This window comes from Streptomyces sp. NPDC107575, from assembly GCF_055657265.1.
Map to the genome: position 1 here is coordinate 848,905 of NZ_JBVKBG010000002.1, position 17,485 is coordinate 866,389.

The window sequence follows — 17,485 nt, forward strand, 5'->3', positions numbered from 1 at the left end:
CCCGGACCGGCTCAACTCATCGGCTCCCCGTCCCAGAGCGTGTCGTGCGCGCGGTGCGCGTCGGTCAGCCCGTTCGTGAAGAACCGCTCGTAGTACTCGCCCTCCACGTGGTGCGCCTGCAGCCAGACCCCCGGCACATGGATGGCGTCCGTGTGTGCGGGGAAGCGGCGGTGCGTGGCGAGGATGTACGTACAGACGTCACGGGCGCACTCGATGACGCGCTCGTCGTACTCGCTGGCCTCGGCGAGATAGCGCTGGCCGTAGTCCTCCTTGTAGATGCGGGCGAAGACGTCCTTGTCGCCGTAGGTGCCGCCGGTGCCGAACTTGGCGTCGACGATCGCGTCGACCGCGTCCGACATCGAGGCGTGCGCGGGCGGGCAGGCGGCGGCGATCAGCGGTTCGCCGCTCGCCGGGTCGGCCAGGCCCACCGGGTGCGAGCGCAGGTTGGCGTACTTGGGCAGCGGGACGTGCCAGCGCCACAGGTCCGCCAGGCGCCAGCGCGGCGTGACGAACGTGAAGCCGAGCATCCTCCCGTACGTCTTCGAGAACTTCGGGTCGCCCAGCGCGATCGCCGGGTTGATCGAGGCGTGGATCCAGGCGCCCAGGCCCATCGCCTCCGCCGTCAGCATCACCGTCTGCAGGAGCAGGTCCGCCTCGATCTGGGTGCGCATCGGGCCGAGCGCGCCCAGCGGCAGCTTCAGGTCCTTGTTGAGGAACCCGTTGTCGACCCACTTCTTCACGCCCGCCGCCCGGTACAGATTGCGGTCGTCGACGAAGGTGGGGCGCGCCCCGTCCGGCTGCGTGAGCAGATACATCAGGGCGTTGATGTACTGGTGCGAGAGATCGACCACCGGGAACAGGACGGTCGTGCCCGGCAGGTTCGACAGGAAGCGGTTCGAGTCCAGGTAGGCCGGGAAGTCGCGCAGGCCCTCGGCGACGTCCAGGCGGTGGTCGAGGACCTTCACCTTCGCCTGCCGGGCCCGCTCGACGAGGGCCTCGGCGGTGAACGGCTCGTGCGGGGCCGCAGGCAGCTTGCGCAGGAAGTACGTACCGCTGTCGTTGATCAGGAAGAAGTACGTGCCCTGCGCGTTGTCGGGGCTGCCGGCCGTGCGGCCCGTCATCGTCAGGTTCGGCTTGGACATGATGGGCTTGCCGTCGCGCGGGTCCTCGAAGGGGCGGTCCGGCATCGTCAGCCCAGTGGAGCCGGTCACCGCGATCAGCAGCGCCTCCTCCAGCTCGCTCAGCGGCTGCGGCTCGTGCTCGGACGTGTAGCTCATGGATCCGGCCGGCACCGACGCACCGCGGGAGACCCGGTGGGTGCGGCGGCGCCAGATCGTCCTCAGGAGCGGGCGCGCGAGCAGGTCGTCGAGACCCTGGTGACCGGAGTGGGTGTCAGCCATGCTCGCCACCGTTCTCCGCGGGTGTCACCGGACGCCACGGCGCGAACGCGCTGGCGTCGCGCGGCAGCAGGCTCGCGAGGTCCGGGCAGTGCCGCAGGATCACGGACTTCATGCCGCCCTTCTCCACCCAGTCCATGCCGAGCGGCGTGTAGATCTCCGGGCGGTAGTCGACGGTGAGGAAGCGGTCGCTCTGAAGGCGTCGCGTCGCCATCAGGATGAAGATGCGGAACGCGGTGTCGGAGAAGCCGAAGCCGGTGGGCGGGTTCTCCGCGAACAGGCCGACGACCGTGTCGATCTCGTCGACGTCCCGGTACACCTCCTTCAGGCGGGCCAGGGTCTCCGGCTCCTGCGTGAGGTCCTCGAAGCGGCGGATGCGCTCCTTGTGCAGGCCCGCGCGGAAGTCGTTGTAGCGGGGCACGCCGCGCCTGCGGGTGCGCACCAGGTCGACCACCGACAGGTCGATGATCTCGCCCTCGCGCTGGAAGTGCGTAAGCGACTTCGGATAGTTGTGCAGCGTGATCGCGCCCGGGTGCGCGATGCCGAACGAGTAGAGGGTGTCCGCCAGGCCGGTCTTGCGGATCTGGCTCTCGGCGGCCGCTCCCTGGATGTCGTTGAAGCCGAGCGTCTCCAGGCGCTGCCCGAAGCGGTGCTCGCGCAGCTCGTAGTCGTCCGGGATCAGCGGGTGCATCCGGTAGACCGTCACGAAGTCCTCGGTCAGCGAGTACGGGGCGCCGTGGTGGTCCGGCATCGTCTTCGGGATGCCGGTCAGCGAGTGCGATTCGAGCAGCCACAGGCCCAGCTGGTTCAGCCAATTCCTGGGCGGCCCCTCCCAGTTGGTGCGCAGACCGATGTCGATGGCCTTCGTCGCCAGGATCGCCGGCGTCCACTCCACCGTATGGATCTTCGCGATCAGCGCCGACACCACGAGCCGCGCCGTGTGGTAGATCCGCTCCTCGCCCATCGACGGGTACTCGGCGCGCAGCGCGTCGCACACCGCGTTGTGCTCGCGGGCGAACAGCGTGTGCATCGAGCTGAGCCCCATCCACCAATTGTCCTTGAACCCGGTGATCGGGATGCCCGTCCGGTCGATCGGGATGTGCCCGCCGTCCAGCAACAGCCGGGCCCCGCCCTCGGGTTCGCGCAGCTGCTTCGCGGTCTGCTCGTCGCCGCCGTACACCTCGGAGCCGTCCCACCAGTGCGAGGCGGTGTTCCCGAACAGGATCGGCGGCTCGTCGCCGGGCAGCTCCAGCCCCTCGTTCTCGGCGAACCGCATGACGTTCTCCTCGGGCCCGCCCGGGGTGTTGACCCACGTCCCGCCGCCCGGCGGCAGCGGCACCTCGACCGCCTTGTCGCCCTGCTTGTAGCGCCGGTGGTTGACCCAGTCGTGCACCTGGAACTGGATCCAGGCCGCCGCCAGGATGTTCAGCGACGTCGCCGGCACGAAGCTCTCGCGCGCCAGCAGGCTGCGGCTGACCGTCACCGGGTTCGGGGTGTCGAAGAGGTCGGGCCGGAAGACGGGCTTGAGGTTGCGGCCGAACGCGGCGCCCACCGCGCCCATCTTCGGCTCCGACAGGTCGTTGTACGTGCCGTCGTAGGAGCGCTCCGTGCGCAGCCGCTCGTCGACCGGGACCGGCACCGGCTCCGCCTTCGGCGGCGCCTCCTGGACGTCCGTGTCGATGAGATTCAGCCTGCGCAGCACCTTCCGCAGGAACACCAGGTTCAGCAGGCTCAGGTCCACCGGCAGCCTGTGCCACGGGACATAGCGGTTCAGGACGCGGAAGGCGAGGCCCACGGGCGCGCCGAGGAGCCGGTTCCTGAGCGGTTCGTGCGGGGTGAAGCGGGTGCCGTGCCGCTGCGCGCTGCTCGCCCGGTACGCGGCCTTGCGGGCCCGGTTGATGTTGCCCAGCGGGCGGAACTCGTCCGTGGTGTACCACGGGTTGAAGGACAGCTCCTCGATCCGCCGGGCCGCCGAGCGGGCCTCGGCCGTCGTGATGTCCTGGCTCGGCACGGTGAGGCGGGCCACGGGGATCGGCGGCGTGATCGCCTCCTTCCACTCCACGGCGCCGTTCTCGACGGGGGTGCGCCGCTCGTCGACGAAGCGCTGCACGCACAGGTCGAACGCGACGTCGCCGCGGGAGAGGCGGCGCGCGAGCTCCCGGTGCAGGAAGTTCGGGTCGCGGCGGTCGGGGCGCGGCTCGGGGCCGCCGCCCACGGCGGGCCGCAGCAGGAACCGGACGGGCCCCGCGTCCGCCCACAGCATCGCGCCGCGGCTCCAATACGTCTCCTGGGCCAGGCTGTTGACGGACTTGCGGGTCGCCGCCTGGACGTTGCGGCGCATCCGGTTCGCGGTGCCGAGGCCGACGGCGAGCGGCAGCTTCACGAACAGGCCGAACGCCTTCTGCAAGGGATTGCGGGCCCCGGCCATCGCCTTGGCGAAGGCCACGAACTCGCGGGCGTTGGCCGCGTGCGACACCGGGAAGGAGGTGGCGAGCAGGTCGTGGCTCTCCTCGGACGTGGTCCGCACCCGCACCGCGATGCCGTGCAGATCGGGCGCACCGTCGGGCCCGTGCATCCCGCTCGCGTTGGAGAGCCGCACGGTCGCCGGATACTCGGCGCCGGGCTGGGCGAAGCCGGCGCGCAGCGCGGCCGGCAGGTCGTCGTTGAACCGCAGCCGGGCGTTCTCCACGCCGAGCGCCGCCTTCGCGTGGAAGGCGCGCTCGAAGCCCTGGGCGCCGCTCGACCGCCGGTTCGCGACCTGAACCTTCATGATCTCTCGGGCGAGGCGCTCGAACACGAGGCGCTCGGCCTCGGGGCTGCCGCCCTCGTACCGCTCGTACTGCGCAGGCTTGTAGGACGCCTGACGTTCGTTCTCGGCCATCGGTTGCCGTCCCTGTCGGAGGTACGTGGGGAAGGTTCGTTCAGGGGGAGGGGCAGCGACGCTATCGGCGCCCTCGGACCTGCCGCAGCGCCCGATCCCGCCATGTATGCGCACGCGAACTCCCGTACGCCCAGCGGGATTTGCCCCTGTCAGCGCGCCCGGCGCGCGGGCCGGGCCCGCACCGCGCGTCGCCCGCCCCACACCCGCCCCACCCGCAGAACCCGCGCGTGGCCGATCGACGACGCCTTGACGGCGGCATGCGCCGATGGTGTGCTGCACAGCCCGCGCTCCGGGAGGTGCCATGCGCCAGACGACCGTGCACGGACCCGCCTTCGCCGACCTGCGCCCCCTCAAGGAGGCCACGTTCGTCGAGCCGGGCAGGACCACCTTCCCCGTCCACCCCGAACTGCCGCGCCTGCTGGTGGAGGACAAGGAACATCCGGATCCGGCGGGCGTGCTCCCGCACACCATGGCGACCCTCGCCGCGTACGCGTACGCCGGGTACGAACAGGGCGCCGACGCGGACACCGTCGCCATGATGGCGACACGGCTCGGCCTGGAACGCAACCGGTGCCGCGTCTTCGAACAGCGCGTCGACGCGCTCTACATCGCCTCCGCGGCCTACCTGATCCAGGACGAGGACCGGCGGATCGCGATCCTGTGCTACCGGGGCACCCAGCCCGAGGACATCATCAGCATCCTCACCGACGCCGACGTGCGCCCCGAGACCCTCGCCGTCGACCTCGACGGCACCGACTACGCCGTGCACGCGGGCTTCTACCGCAACATGCGCGCCACCCGCTATCTCATCCTCCAGGCCCTGGAGCGCGCGGTGCGCGGCGAATCCATCGACCCCGACGAGCAGGGCACCCGCGGCTCCGGCCTCGAAGCGCTCTACATCACGGGACACAGCCTGGGCGCGGCCATGGCCGCCCTGATGGCGGTCACCCTCGTCCACGAGCCCCGCTACGCGCACATCGCCCGCCGGCTGCGCGCCGTCTACACCTTCGGGCAGCCCATGCTCGGCGGCCCCGACCTCGCGCGCGCCTGCGAGCACACGGTCGACAGCAACGGCACACACCTGCTCCGCGACCGTCTCCTGCGCTACATCTACGACCGCGACGTGGTGCCCGCGCTGCCGCCGCGGCCCGTCGGCCCCTACGAGCCGTTCGGTCGCGAGTTCCACTTCCGCAGGCCGCGCCGCGCCGTCGACGCGGTGTTCACGGCGGCGGCCGACGCGGCGGCGGAGGCGGCCGCCTTCCCCGGCGACCTCCTCACCGGCGTGAACCCGCTGCGCAGGCTGCGCCGGATGGGCGCGATCCCGGGCCGCGCCCGCGAGGAGGGCTGGATCGAACGGGTGGAGCCCGCCCTCCCGTACCCCCAGATGGACAGCCTCGCGGGCCTGGCGGTCGTGGCCCCGCTCGCCTTCTTCGCGGCGCGCCTGGCCCTGACGCGGACGCTCCCCTTCAAGTACTCCTTCGACGACCACGGGCCCGCGCACTACGTCAACGCGCTTGCGCCGAAGGGGGTGTTGAGCGAGTACGGGGATGTGCGCTGAGGGTCAGCGCATGTCGGCCGGGCGTTCCGTGCCCTCGAAGGGGAAGCGGCGCCGGAAGGCGTCGGCCGCGTCCTCCAGGGTCACGAACGAGACGCCCTCGTGGCCGGAGACGTACTCGATGAAGCGCTCCAGCATCAGCAGGACGTTGGGGCGGCCCGAGACGTCCGGGTGCAGCGTGATCGGCAGGACGGCGTAGTCCAGCTCGCGGTGCACCCAGTCGAACTGGTCGCGCCAGTCCTGCTCCAGGGCGCGCGGCGAGACGTAGCCGTGGCTGTTGTGGGAGTGCTTGTTGAACATCATGGGCGGCAGGTCGTCGACGTACCAGTTGCCGCAGAACTCGACGAGGTCCACCTCGTGGCCGTGCACGAGCGGCTTCATCCAGTCCTTCGCCGCACCCGTGTAGTCGATCTTCGTCCAGGAGTCGCCGACGCGGGCGTAGAACGGGGTGAAGTCCCGGTAGTTCTGCGAATGGTCGTAGGAGAAGCCGTATTTGTGCAGCAGCGCGGCCGTCGACTCCGACATCTCCCACCAGGGCGCGACGTAGCCCTTGGGACCGCGGCCCGTGAACTGCTCGATCAGCTCGACGGACTTGGCGAGGACGTCCTCCTCCTGCTGCGGCGACATCTCGATGGGGTTCTCGTGCGAGTAGCCGTGCGCGCCGATCTCGTGACCGGCCTCCACGACCATCCGGGTCTGCTCGGGGAACGTCTCGATCGAGTGGCCCGGGATGAACCAGGACGTGCGGATGCCGTACCGCTCGAAGAGCTTCAGCAGGCGCGGGGTGCCGATCTCGCCGGCGAAGACACCGCGCTGGATGTCGTTGGGGGAGTCCTGGCCCCCGTAGGAGCCGAGCCAGCCGGCGACCGCGTCGACGTCGACCCCGAGGGCGATCTGGATGTCCTTGGGCATGGGTGAACTGCTCCTTGCTAGCGGGGGGTTCGGGCGGTGAGTTCGGCGGTGGCCGCCGCGAGGGCCTGCTGGTCGGCGTCCGTCCAGTCGCGCTCGCGCGTGCTGTGCACGGAGATCCAGCCGGTCAGCGCGTCACCGGTCTGCACCGGCGAGAGCATCTGGGCGCGCACGCCGTACACGTCCTGCAACGCCTCGGGCGGGTGCGGGGCCTCGCGGAAGTGCGGCTGCACCAGCGCGCGGCGCTCGGCCTCCAGCCACTCGACCGTGTTCAGGCGGCGCTGGTCGAGGGAGGCGTCGCGGCGGATGGAGCGGATGCCGGGGGCGAGCGCCTCGCCGGCGGTGAGGTCGACGCCCAGCTCGTGCCCGGGCAGGTCGACGCGGAACGTCGTGCGGTCGGCGCCGGTGTCCTTCAGGAGCCGCTCCAGGGTGCGCTGGACGTCCGCGCGCAGGCTGCCGTCGCGCAGCAGCTGCCCGTGCCCGGACCACGACGGTCGCGCCCCGGCCAGGTCGAGCGCCCGCCACAGCGTGGCGCTCACGGAGTCGAACACCGGGATGTTCAGGGCGTGTTCGAGCCGCTCGGCCTCGAAGGCGCCGTACACGTTCGTGCACACCACGGCGACGGCCTGCGCGCCGTCGGTGGCTGCCGCCTCGATCTGGCGGGCCACGTCGGTGGGCGGGATCCGGGCGAAGGCCTCGTTGTCGTGCTCGCCGAAGGGCTCCGCGAGCACGCACGTAAGGCCCTCCTTCGCGTACGTCGCCACGATCGCGTCGGCGACGTCGCGGGTGTAGGGCAGGGCGAGGCCGAGCCGGGTCACGCCGTAGGCGGCGCAGGCGTCGAGCAGCGCGAGCGTAGAGGTGGTGGCAGGGATGCCGGTCTCGGCGGTGAGCGCGGCGGCCAGCGCCCGGTCCCGCTCGATGCCGAGCCAGGACCCGGACGTCCCGTTCCACACGAGCACGTCGACCTTGGCGTCGGCGAGCTGGCGGGCCGCGGCGAGCATCGGCTCGGGCGCGAACTGGGCGTCGCTGCCGGTGTCGAGCGCGATCCGGGTGACCGGTACGCGGGCGAAGTGCGCGGTGGCGAGGGCCGGTTCGGCGCCCTGGAGCAGCCCGTACGTGACCGGTTCGAGGCAGGTGTTGGAGGACGGCGTGAGCATGCCGATGCGCAGCGGACGGTGATCTCCGTGCTGTCGGTTCTCGCTCGATGAACGCGTCATTGGACGGCAAGCCTCCTTGAGTAGTCGATGACCAGGGACGCGGCGGTGAACAGCAGGGCCGCGCCGACGAAGTACAAGAGCGCCCAGGTGTAGGAGCCGGTGCCGCCGACGATGAAGCCGACGGCGATGGGCGTGACGATCCCGGCGATGTTGCCGGACAGGTTCATGGCGGCGCCGACCACGCCCGCGTTCGCGCGTCCGCCGAGCGTGGAGGGGAGCGCCCAGTACAGGCCCGCCCAGCGCAGGAAGAACAGCACGACGGAGAGCAGCGCCACCGCCGTCATCGCGTCCGGGACCAGGACGACGCCGAGCAGGCCCGCCGTCACGGCCGCGCCCGCGATCCCCATCAGGGTGCGCAGGACGGTGTTGGCGGCGGTGCCGCGCGAGCGCCAGTGGTCGGCCAGCCAGCCGCCGATCAGCTCGCCGACGAATCCGGCGCCGAAGATGACGAGCGTGGACCAGCCGATGGACTTGATGTCGAAGCCCTTCGTCTCGGAGAGGTACAGCGGGCCCCAGGTGAGCAGTCCGTAGAAGACGCCGTTGAAGCCCATCCAGCCCAGACACATGCCCCAGAACGAGCGGTACTTCACGTAGTCGCGCAGCTTCGCGGGCCGGTCCTCGCCGGGCGTGGCCGCGTCCTCGGCGGCGTGCTCCCGCTCGATGTAGGCCGCCTCGGCCTCGTTCACGCCCGCGTGCTCGCGCGGGGTGTCGCGCAGGTACCGCAGGGCCAGCACGCCGACCGCCACGGTCACCGCGCCCGCGACGACGAAGGCGATCCGCCAGCTGCCCGTCCAGGCGATGAGGCCGGAGATGGCGATGCCGCCGAGCGCGGAGCCGAGCGGGGCGCCGCCGTCCATCAGGACCGCGCCGCGTCCGCGTTCCTTCGCGGGCAGCCAGTGCGCGTTGAGCTTGCCGCCGGCCGGCATCACCGGGGCCTCGACCGCGCCGAGCGCGAGCCGGGCCGCGAGCAGGGAGCCGACGCCGGTGGCCGCCGCGGTGGCGCCGGTCGCGATGCCCCAGCCGACGCAGGCACCGCCGGCCATCCGGCGCGGCCCGAAGCGGTCGATGAGCCGGCCGCCGGGGATCTGCATCAGCGCGTACGTCCAGAAGAACGCGCTGAGGACGAAGCCGGTGACCTCCTTCGACAGGTGCAGGTCCTGGGTGATGAGCGGCAGCGCCACGGACACCGAGCCGCGGTCGATGTAGTTGAGCGTGACGATGCCGAGGAGGAGCAGGAACACCTTCCAACGCGTGCGGCTGGGCGGTGACTTGGTGGTTCTTCCGTGCGGCTGGGCCGCTTCGGTGGCGCGGGTCAGATCGGCTGACGACATGTCAACCCCTTTGCTGAGCCGGGGGACGAGCTACGGAAGGCATGCGGTGCAGGGCGTGCAGGGCATGCTTCGCAAGGCCGTGGGGGCGGCCGTGCGGACATCGGGAGAAGCGTGTGACGTGTGTGTTCGCCGCTATGGCATACCAAAGGATGCGGATGGGGGAGCGCCGCGTCAAGGCGTTGGTATACCGTAAGGAGCAATTGACGGGGAGGAAACATGGCTCAGGCGGGGCCCGGCGAGGCCGGCTGGCTGCGTGATCAGGTCTGCGAGGGCATCAGGGACCGGATCATCTCCGGGCAACTGCGTCCGGGTGACCGGCTGTTGGAGCGGGAGGTCGCCGAGGAGTTCGGGGTGTCCCGGATCCCGGTGCGCGAGGCCATCAGGGTGCTGCTCAGTGAGGGTTTCCTGGAGGCGGCGTCGGCCCGCAAGATCGTCGTCAAGCAGCTCTCGTTCCAGGACGTGCTCGACCTCTTCGACCTGCGCGAGGCCCTGGAGGTGCTCGCCGTGCGACGCGCCACGGAACGCGCCCAGAAGCCTCAGATCGCGGCGCTGGAACGCCTGTTGACCAGCGCGGAGAAGGCGACCCGCACCGGGAGGCCGGCCCGCATCTCGCGCGCGAACACCGACTTCCACCACCACATCGTCGAGATCGCGGGCAACACCCTGCTGGCCTCCACCCTGCAACCCCTGGAGGGCCGGATGCGCTGGCTCTTCCAACAGGTCGACGACCCGCACGCGGTGTGGGAGGAACACCAGGCCCTGTACGAGGCCATCGCGGCCGGCGACACGGACCTGGCAGCCGACCGCGCCCTGCACCATGTCCGCCACTACCGGGAGGTGGCGATGCGGGTGCTGTTCGGTGCGGGCAAATCCAGCCCCGCCGGCGCTTGAGGCGCGGGGTCCGGGGCGGAGCCCCGCGACCTCACGCCATCTGCCGCCGCACCAACTCGTGCAACCGCCCACCCGTATCCGCCAACAACTCCGCGGGCGACCCCTGCTGAACGACCCGCCCCGCCGACATCACGACGACCCGGTCCGCGTCCATGACGGTGGACAACCGGTGCGCGATCACGACCCGCGACGCCCGGAGGGCCTTCGTACTGTCGATCACGATGCGCTGCGTCTCATTGTCGAGCGCACTCGTCGCCTCGTCGAAGAACAGGATCCGCGGTCGCCGGATCAGCGCCTGCGCGATCATCAGCCGCTGACGCTGCCCACCGGAGACCGCGCCGCCGCCCGAGATCATCGTGTGCAGGCCCATCGGCATCCGCTTGATGTCCTCCGCGAGGCCCGCCATCTCCGCCGCCGCCATCGCCTCCTCCTGCGTGAAGGACTCGGCGCCGCAGATGCAGTCGAGGATCGACCCGCTCAGCGGCTGGGCGTTCTGCAGGACGACGCCGCACTGGCGCCGCACGGCCGCCTGGTCGAGCGCCGAGAGGTCCTGGCCGTCGTACAGGACGCTGCCGTGGGCCGGGGCGTCGAAGCCGATCAGGAGGCGCAGGAGCGTGGACTTGCCGCAGCCGCTCTCGCCGACCACCGCCACGAACTCGCCGGGCTCGATCGACAGGTTCACGTCGTCGAGGACCAGCGGGCCGTCGTCGGTGTAGCGGAAGGAGACACCGCGGGCCTCCAGGGCGCCGGTCAGCTCGCCGGGCTGCGTCGCCGCCTCGCGGACCTCGGGCTTCTCGTCGAGCACCGGCTTGATCTGCTCGAACATCGGCAGCACCGCGGCCGCCGAGATCAGCGCGCCGGTCAGCTGCGTCACCGACGTCAGGAGCATCGTCACCGACGTGTTGAAGGTGAGGAAGGACGCCGCCGACATGCTGCCCCGGGCCGGGCCCGCGAGCAGCATGAACATCACGAGCGAGCACAGCGGGAGGTACACCGAGTTGAGGACGGTCGTCGCGTTCTTGATGCGGCCGGCCCTGCGCTGCAGCTCCCGGGTGCGCGCGAACTCCTTCGCCCACGCCGCGTACGCGAAGCTCTCCGCGCCCGCGACGCGCAGCTTCGGCAGCCCGCGCAGTGTCTGGAACGCCTGGTTGTTGAGCTTGTTGCCGAGCTTGACCAGGCGGCGCTGCCAGCGCAGTTCGAGCAGCCCGAGGGTGAGGAAGATCGCCGCGACGAGGACCAGCATGCCGAGCGCCGCCATCGCCAGCGGGACGCTGTAGAGGAGGAGCATGACGAGGTTCATCGCACCGACCGTCGTCGACTGGACGACGATGGGGCCGACGCCGGAGAGCAGGCGTCGGATCGAGCTGATGCCCATCGCGGCGCTCGCCAGCTCGCCCGTCGAGCGGGAGGCGAAGAAGCGGGTCGGCAGCCGCAGCAGCCGGTCCCAGACGGCCGGTTGGAGGACGCTCTCCACTCTGCCCTCGATGCGCAGCACCGTGAGGTTCTGCAGCAGCATGAACGCCGCCGTCACGACACTGGTGACCACCACCGCGAGCGACACCTGCGTGATGAGGTCCGTTTGCGCGTTGGGGACGAAGGTGCCGAGCACCTGGCCGGTCGCGACCGGCACGAGTGCGCCGAGGGCCACCGTGACCAGGCCCGCGAGCAGCAGCCTGCGGATGTCCTTGGTCATCGACTGCATGCTGAAGCGCATCAGCCGGAGCGGGGTCAGATCGCCGTCGGGCAGCGGGCGGTACAGCATGATCGCCCGCTCTTCGAAGTCCTCCGCGTTGTCCTCGTCGACGCGGACGCGGCGGTCGCCCGCCGGGTTCACGGTCTCGTAGCCGCCGCGCCGGTACAGGAGTGCGACCGGGGCGCCGGACGAGGCCCGGTAGCCGACGAGCGGGCCCGCGTCGCGGCGCCACCAGTCCCCGGCGAGGCGCACCGGCCGGGTGCGCAGCCGAGAGGCGGTGGCCAGTTGCTCGACCGGGTCGAGGCGGTCGCTGACCGCGCCCAGGTGGTCGGGGTCGACGAGCCGGATGCCGGAAGCCTCCGCGACGATCTTGCAGGCGGCGTACGTGGCGTCGGCGCCCGCGTCGGCGGAGCGCACCCGGCCCCGCTTGGTGCCCATGGACGCGAGGAGCGTGCGGTCGGCCTGCTCGCGGACCGCCTCGCCCGCGCGGATGCCGGCGGCGGCGCGGTCCTCGTGGGCGCTCTCCAGGCGCTCGATCCAGCGGTCGAGCGTGGACAGGAGGCGCCACTGCTGGTTGACCATGCGCTGCCACAGGCCGGTGTCGACCAGCAGATCGGCCGCCGCGTCCGCCGCGTAGGCGGAGCCGTACTGCACGCTGCCGGGCGCGAGCTGCGGCCACAGCACGTCGTCGTCGCCGACGAGGGAGTCCTCCTGCGTCTCGACGGTGCGCCCGTCGAGCGGCGCCTCGAACAGGATCTTCTGCCCGCGGCCCACGCCGAGGGCGAAGGCCTCCTCCAGCAGGCTCCAGCCGTACGAGCCGTCGTAGGCGGGTGGCGCGTAGGGGAGTTCGCGCAGCGGGATGCGGCGGACCTGGCAGCCGGACAGCGGCCGGCCGACGAGGGTGTGCTGGGTGCCCTCGACCGGGCCGAGCAGCAGCGTGCCCGGCTCCAGGCGGCCCAGGAAGTGCCAGTGGCCCTGGCTCTGGACGTCGACGGCGAACAGGTCGAGCGCGCCGCCCGCGACGAGCCACAGCACGTGCGGGCCCTCAAGCGGCAGGCTGCGCAGATCGGTGCAGTCGACGGGTGCGCCGAGGCCGCCGAAGGCCGCGACGACCTGGTCGGAGGAGGTGAACTCGGCTTGCAGGTCGGTCATGTTCAGTGCTCCTTGACCAGGTCCGCGTACGGCCCGCCGGCCCGCACCAGGTGCTCGTGGCGGCCGCGCTCGACGACCTGGCCGTGGTCGAGGACCACGATCTCGTCGCTGTCGCGCACGGTACTGAGGCGGTGCGCGATGACGACGCAGGCGCAGCCGCGGCGCCGGATGTTGTCCATGACCGTCTGCTCGGTCTCGGCGTCCAGCGCGCTGGTCACCTCGTCGAGCACGAGGATCGACGGGCGGCGCACCAGGGCACGCGCGATCTCCAGGCGCTGGCGCTGCCCGCCGGAGAAGTTCCGGCCGTCCTGCTCGACGCGGCCGCGCACACCGCCGGGGCGGCGCGCCACCACGTCGTACAGGCACGCGTCGCGCAGCGCCTCCTCCACCGCCTCGTCGGAGATCGAGGGGTCCCACAGCGCGACGTTGTCGCGGACCGTGCCCTCGAAGAGGAACACGTCCTGGTCGACGAAGGAGACGGAGGCGGCGAGCGCGCCGCGCGGGATGTCGTCCAGGCGCCGGTCGTCGATCCGGATGACGCCCTCCCACGGCGCGTAGAGCCCCGAGATCAGCCGCGAGACGGTCGACTTTCCGCTGCCGGACCCGCCGACGAGCGCGACCTGCTGCCCCGGCCCCACCGTCAGCGTGAACCCGGACAGCAGCGGCTTGTCGAGCGGGCTGTAGCCGAACGTGATGTCGTCCAGCTCGATGTGTCCGCGCAGGCGGCGCGTGCTCTGCACCTGCTCGGGGCGCGCGTACAGCTGGTCGACGGGGAAGTTCTCCACGTCCTTGAGGCGGGCCACGTCGGCGGCGAAGTCCTGGATGCGGCCCGCGACGCCGTTCAGCCGGGTCAGCGGCGCGGTGAAGCGGGTGACGAGCGCCTGAAAGGCGACCAGGAGACCCACCGACAAATGACCCTCGACCGCCCGCATGCCGCCGATCCACAGGATCAGCGCGCTGTTGAGCGTCGCGAGGGTGGGCGCGACGATGCCGAGCCACGCGCTCGGCACGCCCAGCTTCTGCTGCTCCTCAAGGGTCGTCGCGTGCTGCCCGGCCCAGCGCCGGAAGTAGCCGTTCTCGCCGCCGGTCGCCTTCATCGTCTCGATGAGCTGCAGGCCCGTGTACGAGGTGTTGGTGAGGCGCGCCGTGTCCGCGCGCAGCTTCTGCGTGCCCGTCGCCCGCAGCCGGATGACCACCCGCATCGCCACCACGTTGAGCAGCGCGATGCCTACTCCGACCGCTGTGAGCTGGGGGTCGTACGAGTAGAGCAGCACCGCGTACAGCAGCACCACGATCCCGTCGACGCCCGCCGACGTCAGGTCGCGGGCCAGGGTCTCGGCGACCGCGTCGTTCGACTGCAGGCGCTGCACCAGGTCGGCCGGGCTGCGCTGTGAGAAGAACGTGACGGGCAGGCGCAGCAGATGCCCGAAGAAGCGGGCGCTGCTCAGCGTCGAGGAGATGATGCGCCCGCGCAGCAGGTTCGCCTGTTGCAGCCACGTCAGGACGGCGGTCAGCGCCACCATCGCGCCCATCGACGCGAACAGCGCGCCGAGCAGCGAGGTCTGGTCGCCGATGAGGAACAGGTCGATGTACGTCTTGCTGAGCGCGGGCACCGCCGCGCCCACGCCGACGAGCAGCAGGCTCGCGAGCAGCGCCACGAGCATCGTGCCGGTGGTGCCGCGAAGCCGTGCGGGCAGCGCCGTCATGATGCCCGGCTTGCGCCCGCCCGTGCGGAAGTCGTCGCCCGGCTCCAGGACGAGGACGACACCCGTGAAGCTCGTGTCGAAGTCCTCCATCGGCACGAAGCGGCGGCCCTTGTCGGGGTCGTTGATGTGCACGCCGCGGCGCCCGAAGCGCCGGCCCATGCCGTCGTAGACGACGTAGTGGTTGAACTCCCAGAACAGGATCGCCGGGCCCTGCACCTCGGCCAGCGCGGTCGGCTCCATCTGCATGCCCTTGGCGGTCATGCCGTAACTGCGGGCCGCCTTGAGCAGGTTCGAGGCGCGCGAGCCGTCCCGCGAGACGCCGCACGCGATGCGCAGCTCCTCCAGCGGGACGTGCCGGCCGTGGTGCGCCAGGATCATCGCGAGCGCGGCGGCGCCGCACTCGACGGCCTCCATCTGGAGCACCGTGGGCGTGCGCACCTTGCGGCGGCGCTTGGCCGGCGGGGGAGCCGGGCGCGCGCGGCGGCGGTCCGGGCGGTGGCCCGCGGGCGGCAGTGAGGTCGTGGTCACGGCTTCAGCCAATCCATCGGACGCTGATCGGCGAGGTGTACGGAGCCGGAGGCGAGGGTCATGGAAGCGAGCGGATAGGGCGGTCCGCCGTCGGAGGACCAGGCGTACCCGGACTTGGTGTCCGCCTTGGTGAGCCGGACGAGGACCGGCACCCGGGCCCCGCCCTTCGTGAACTCGCCCGCCAGCGAGCTGTCCCCGATGAAGTCGGTGACCTGCCGCTTCGTCTCGGCGGCGCGGCCGACGGCCTTGACCTTCCCGCGCAGCACGCCGTACTGCCGCGCCTGCGGCACGTTCAGGTCGACGTCGGAGCCCGCGTCCACGTTGCCCGCGCTGGTGGCGGGCACGTACAGCATCGCGAGCAGCGGGTCGTGCGCCGAGCCGGTCTTCTCCACCGTCGCCACGTCGGAGCCGGTCGTGACGACCGAGCCGATCCGTGCGACGAGCGCCGTGACCCGGCCGGCGTCGATGGCCCGCACGGCCCGGTTGCCCTGGGCGGTCTGCACCTTGAGGAGCGGCGCGCCCGCGCGCACCCGCTGGCCCTCCTTCACGTACAGGCCGGTGACCTGCCCGGTGACGGGGGTCTGCAGGACGTAGCTGCCCTGCGCGTACGTGAGGATGCCGTTCGCCTTGAGCGTCGAGGACACCGAGCCGGTGACGGCCCAGACGCAGGCGGCGACCATCACGACGACGGTGACGGCGAGTACGAGCAGACCCTGCGGCCGCGCGAGGCGCACCGGCAGATCGAGCTCCTCCGGCGACTGCAGTTTGGACAGGGCCTGTTGGCGGAACTGCACGGAGTCTTTCCCTTACCTAGCTTCCATGCCGGGCCGGTCTTGTGAATTCCCGGACCCCGGACGCCCCGAAAGCCCCGGGACACGGGGTCCCGAGGCTTGGGGTGCGCCACCCGTCAGGAGGTGGCGCGGCGATCCCGAGGGATCGAATCCGACTCAGAGGCCGGCCGTCACGCCGCCGACGAGGCCGGTCACGGCGCCGGTGTTCAGGCCGGTGAGGCCCTCGACCGTGTTGGTCACGGAGGAGACGGTGCCCGAAACCGGGGCGATGCCGTCAACGGTGCCCTGAACCTGGCCGACGAGGCCGCCGACGAGGCCGCCGGAGACGTTGTCGAGGTCGGCGTCCGAGATCTCAACGGTCTCAATGTGGTTGCTCATAATGAGCCGCCCTTCTTGGGTATGTCCGGGTATTTCGAAATTCGCGGGGCGCGCTGGAAATCGGTGGCTGCGAATCCCTACGGCCGTCATGCGATGCGGAGGATCAAAGCATGTTGACGCGTCGCACAGCTAATCGGACCGCGTCCATTCATAGGGGATCGGCGAGGCCAATTACCGTCATGTGCCGGGGTGTTCACAGCCGGGTGGCATGTCCTTCACATTCTTCACGGAGAGGATTGTGAACACCCTGTGTCGCCGGGCAGCAAAGGGGGACACTCGCGCATCAATGGCGCGCGGTGCTTGTACGAGGCAATGATTTCTTGCGAAGTGCCGTGACCGCCCTGCGCATTCGGTGTGCAGGTTTCTGGCATGCGACCGCGGCGCCGGTCAGGACGACCGGCGGCACGAACCCCCACGGCGCGGCGGCCTCCCGCAGGGCAACCGCGCAGGCCGCGCCGCCGACCACGGCCAACAACCGCCCGGTCACCCACAGTTGCTCCCGGCGCCGCCCGGACCCGTCGACCACCCCGGTCACCAGCGTCGTCAGGGTCCCCGTGAAGTAGGTGGTGGGCGCGGCCCCCGCCCCCGCCGCGACCATCGCAGCGGACTGCCCGCCCATCGCCAGCGCGGCCATGACGAGCAGCACGGTCCGCCAGGCCCCGGCCGGGTCCCCGCCGAGCAGTCCGCCCGCCACCGCGAGCAGGCCCAGCAGCGCGCACTGCGCGGCGAGGCAGGCCACGACGCGGCCCGGCCACTCCTGGGTGCGGTCCCCGCGCACGCCCCGGCACACGAACGCGGTCGCCGCGGCGCCCACCGCGTACCCGCCGAGCGCGTACAGCGGAGCGGCCACCTCGTGCCCGGAGCCCTGCCCCGCCGAGATGCCGAGCAGCACGAGGTTGCCGGTCATGACGCCCGCGAACGTCTCGCCGAGGGCCGTGAACGCGAGCGCGTCCACGGACCCCGAGGCGGCGGCGAGCAGGACGAGCGAGACGTGCGGGCGTGTGTCCATGCCCGAGACGGTAGACGCGCGAGGCCCGTCCGAAACGCTCGCGCGAC

General features: G+C 71.4%; 12 protein-coding genes. 2 read left to right on the forward strand and 10 right to left on the reverse strand.

What is annotated here, in order from left to right:
- Nucleotides 1–11 precede the first annotated feature (11 nt).
- Together ACZ7L4_RS10450 and ACZ7L4_RS10455 are read right to left on the reverse strand one after the other, a co-directional pair.
- A complete protein-coding gene (locus ACZ7L4_RS10450; RefSeq protein WP_472101320.1) occupies nucleotides 12–1,400 on the reverse strand; it encodes a hypothetical protein in 1,389 nt (462 codons plus the stop codon).
- On the reverse strand, nucleotides 1,393–4,278 hold the full coding sequence (locus ACZ7L4_RS10455) for a peroxidase family protein (protein WP_472101321.1): 2,886 nt from the start codon (nucleotides 4,276–4,278) through the stop codon (nucleotides 1,393–1,395). The genes ACZ7L4_RS10450 and ACZ7L4_RS10455 overlap by 8 nt, the downstream gene beginning before the upstream one ends.
- Before the next feature lie 301 nt (nucleotides 4,279–4,579).
- Between ACZ7L4_RS10455 and ACZ7L4_RS10460 the strand changes: the two genes are divergently transcribed.
- Nucleotides 4,580–5,836 (forward strand): lipase family protein, encoded by a 1,257-nt coding sequence (locus tag ACZ7L4_RS10460; protein WP_472101322.1) that lies wholly within the window; start codon nucleotides 4,580–4,582, stop codon nucleotides 5,834–5,836.
- A 3-nt stretch (nucleotides 5,837–5,839) separates the two neighbouring features.
- Here the strand turns inward: ACZ7L4_RS10460 and ACZ7L4_RS10465 are convergent, their stop codons facing one another.
- The 3 genes from ACZ7L4_RS10465 to ACZ7L4_RS10475 are packed head-to-tail and all read right to left on the reverse strand — an operon-like array spanning nucleotide 5,840 to nucleotide 9,290.
- Nucleotides 5,840–6,745, reverse strand: coding sequence for a polysaccharide deacetylase family protein (locus ACZ7L4_RS10465; RefSeq protein WP_472101323.1), 906 nt, complete (start codon nucleotides 6,743–6,745; stop codon nucleotides 5,840–5,842).
- Nucleotides 6,746–6,762: 17 nt separating this feature from the next.
- Nucleotides 6,763–7,959: a maleate cis-trans isomerase family protein gene (locus tag ACZ7L4_RS10470; protein WP_472101324.1), complete on the reverse strand. Its 1,197-nt coding sequence runs from the start codon at nucleotides 7,957–7,959 to the stop codon at nucleotides 6,763–6,765.
- Nucleotides 7,956–9,290: an MFS transporter gene (locus tag ACZ7L4_RS10475; protein ID WP_472101325.1), complete on the reverse strand. Its 1,335-nt coding sequence runs from the start codon at nucleotides 9,288–9,290 to the stop codon at nucleotides 7,956–7,958. Before ACZ7L4_RS10475 ends, ACZ7L4_RS10470 begins: the two co-directional genes overlap by 4 nt.
- A gap of 216 nt (nucleotides 9,291–9,506) precedes the next feature.
- Here ACZ7L4_RS10475 and ACZ7L4_RS10480 point away from each other — a divergent pair, with 216 nt between their 5' ends.
- Nucleotides 9,507–10,181, forward strand: a complete 675-nt coding sequence (locus tag ACZ7L4_RS10480; protein WP_472101326.1) for a GntR family transcriptional regulator — start codon at nucleotides 9,507–9,509, stop codon at nucleotides 10,179–10,181.
- 31 nt (nucleotides 10,182–10,212) lie between these two features.
- Here the strand turns inward: ACZ7L4_RS10480 and ACZ7L4_RS10485 are convergent, their stop codons facing one another.
- From ACZ7L4_RS10485 to ACZ7L4_RS10505, 5 genes are all read right to left on the reverse strand, one after another.
- A complete protein-coding gene (locus ACZ7L4_RS10485) occupies nucleotides 10,213–13,026 on the reverse strand; it encodes an NHLP bacteriocin export ABC transporter permease/ATPase subunit (RefSeq protein WP_472101327.1) in 2,814 nt (937 codons plus the stop codon).
- 2 nt (nucleotides 13,027–13,028) lie between these two features.
- Entirely contained in the window at nucleotides 13,029–15,260 is a 2,232-nt protein-coding gene (locus ACZ7L4_RS10490; RefSeq protein WP_472101328.1) for an NHLP family bacteriocin export ABC transporter peptidase/permease/ATPase subunit, read from the reverse strand.
- The gene (locus tag ACZ7L4_RS10495; protein WP_472101329.1) at nucleotides 15,257–16,054 is read right to left on the reverse strand and encodes a DUF2118 domain-containing protein; all 798 of its coding nucleotides are present in this window, start codon (nucleotides 16,052–16,054) and stop codon (nucleotides 15,257–15,259) included. The genes ACZ7L4_RS10490 and ACZ7L4_RS10495 overlap by 4 nt, the downstream gene beginning before the upstream one ends.
- 153 nt (nucleotides 16,055–16,207) lie before the next feature.
- Nucleotides 16,208–16,429: a type A2 lantipeptide gene (locus tag ACZ7L4_RS10500; protein ID WP_356373765.1), complete on the reverse strand. Its 222-nt coding sequence runs from the start codon at nucleotides 16,427–16,429 to the stop codon at nucleotides 16,208–16,210.
- A 283-nt stretch (nucleotides 16,430–16,712) separates the two neighbouring features.
- Nucleotides 16,713–17,438 carry a YoaK family protein gene (locus ACZ7L4_RS10505; protein ID WP_472101330.1) on the reverse strand — a complete coding sequence of 242 codons (726 nt, stop codon included), beginning with the start codon at nucleotides 17,436–17,438 and terminating at the stop codon, nucleotides 16,713–16,715.
- Between the last annotated feature and the right edge of the window lie 47 nt (nucleotides 17,439–17,485).

What these genes read in the sequence shown, in the direction of transcription:
- ACZ7L4_RS10450 (WP_472101320.1), bottom strand. Translation starts at nt 1,400, where the DNA reads ATGGCTGACACCCACTCCGGTCACCAGGGTCTCGACGACCTGCTCGCG.
- ACZ7L4_RS10485 (WP_472101327.1), bottom strand. Translation starts at nt 13,026, where the DNA reads ATGACCGACCTGCAAGCCGAGTTCACCTCCTCCGACCAGGTCGTCGCG.
- ACZ7L4_RS10470 (WP_472101324.1), bottom strand. Translation starts at nt 7,959, where the DNA reads ATGACGCGTTCATCGAGCGAGAACCGACAGCACGGAGATCACCGTCCG.
- ACZ7L4_RS10465 (WP_472101323.1), bottom strand. Translation starts at nt 6,745, where the DNA reads ATGCCCAAGGACATCCAGATCGCCCTCGGGGTCGACGTCGACGCGGTC.
- ACZ7L4_RS10500 (WP_356373765.1), bottom strand. Translation starts at nt 16,429, where the DNA reads ATGAGCAACCACATTGAGACCGTTGAGATCTCGGACGCCGACCTCGAC.
- ACZ7L4_RS10455 (WP_472101321.1), bottom strand. Translation starts at nt 4,278, where the DNA reads ATGGCCGAGAACGAACGTCAGGCGTCCTACAAGCCTGCGCAGTACGAG.
- ACZ7L4_RS10505 (WP_472101330.1), bottom strand. Translation starts at nt 17,438, where the DNA reads ATGGACACACGCCCGCACGTCTCGCTCGTCCTGCTCGCCGCCGCCTCG.
- ACZ7L4_RS10475 (WP_472101325.1), bottom strand. Translation starts at nt 9,290, where the DNA reads ATGTCGTCAGCCGATCTGACCCGCGCCACCGAAGCGGCCCAGCCGCAC.
- ACZ7L4_RS10480 (WP_472101326.1), top strand. Translation starts at nt 9,507, where the DNA reads ATGGCTCAGGCGGGGCCCGGCGAGGCCGGCTGGCTGCGTGATCAGGTC.
- ACZ7L4_RS10460 (WP_472101322.1), top strand. Translation starts at nt 4,580, where the DNA reads ATGCGCCAGACGACCGTGCACGGACCCGCCTTCGCCGACCTGCGCCCC.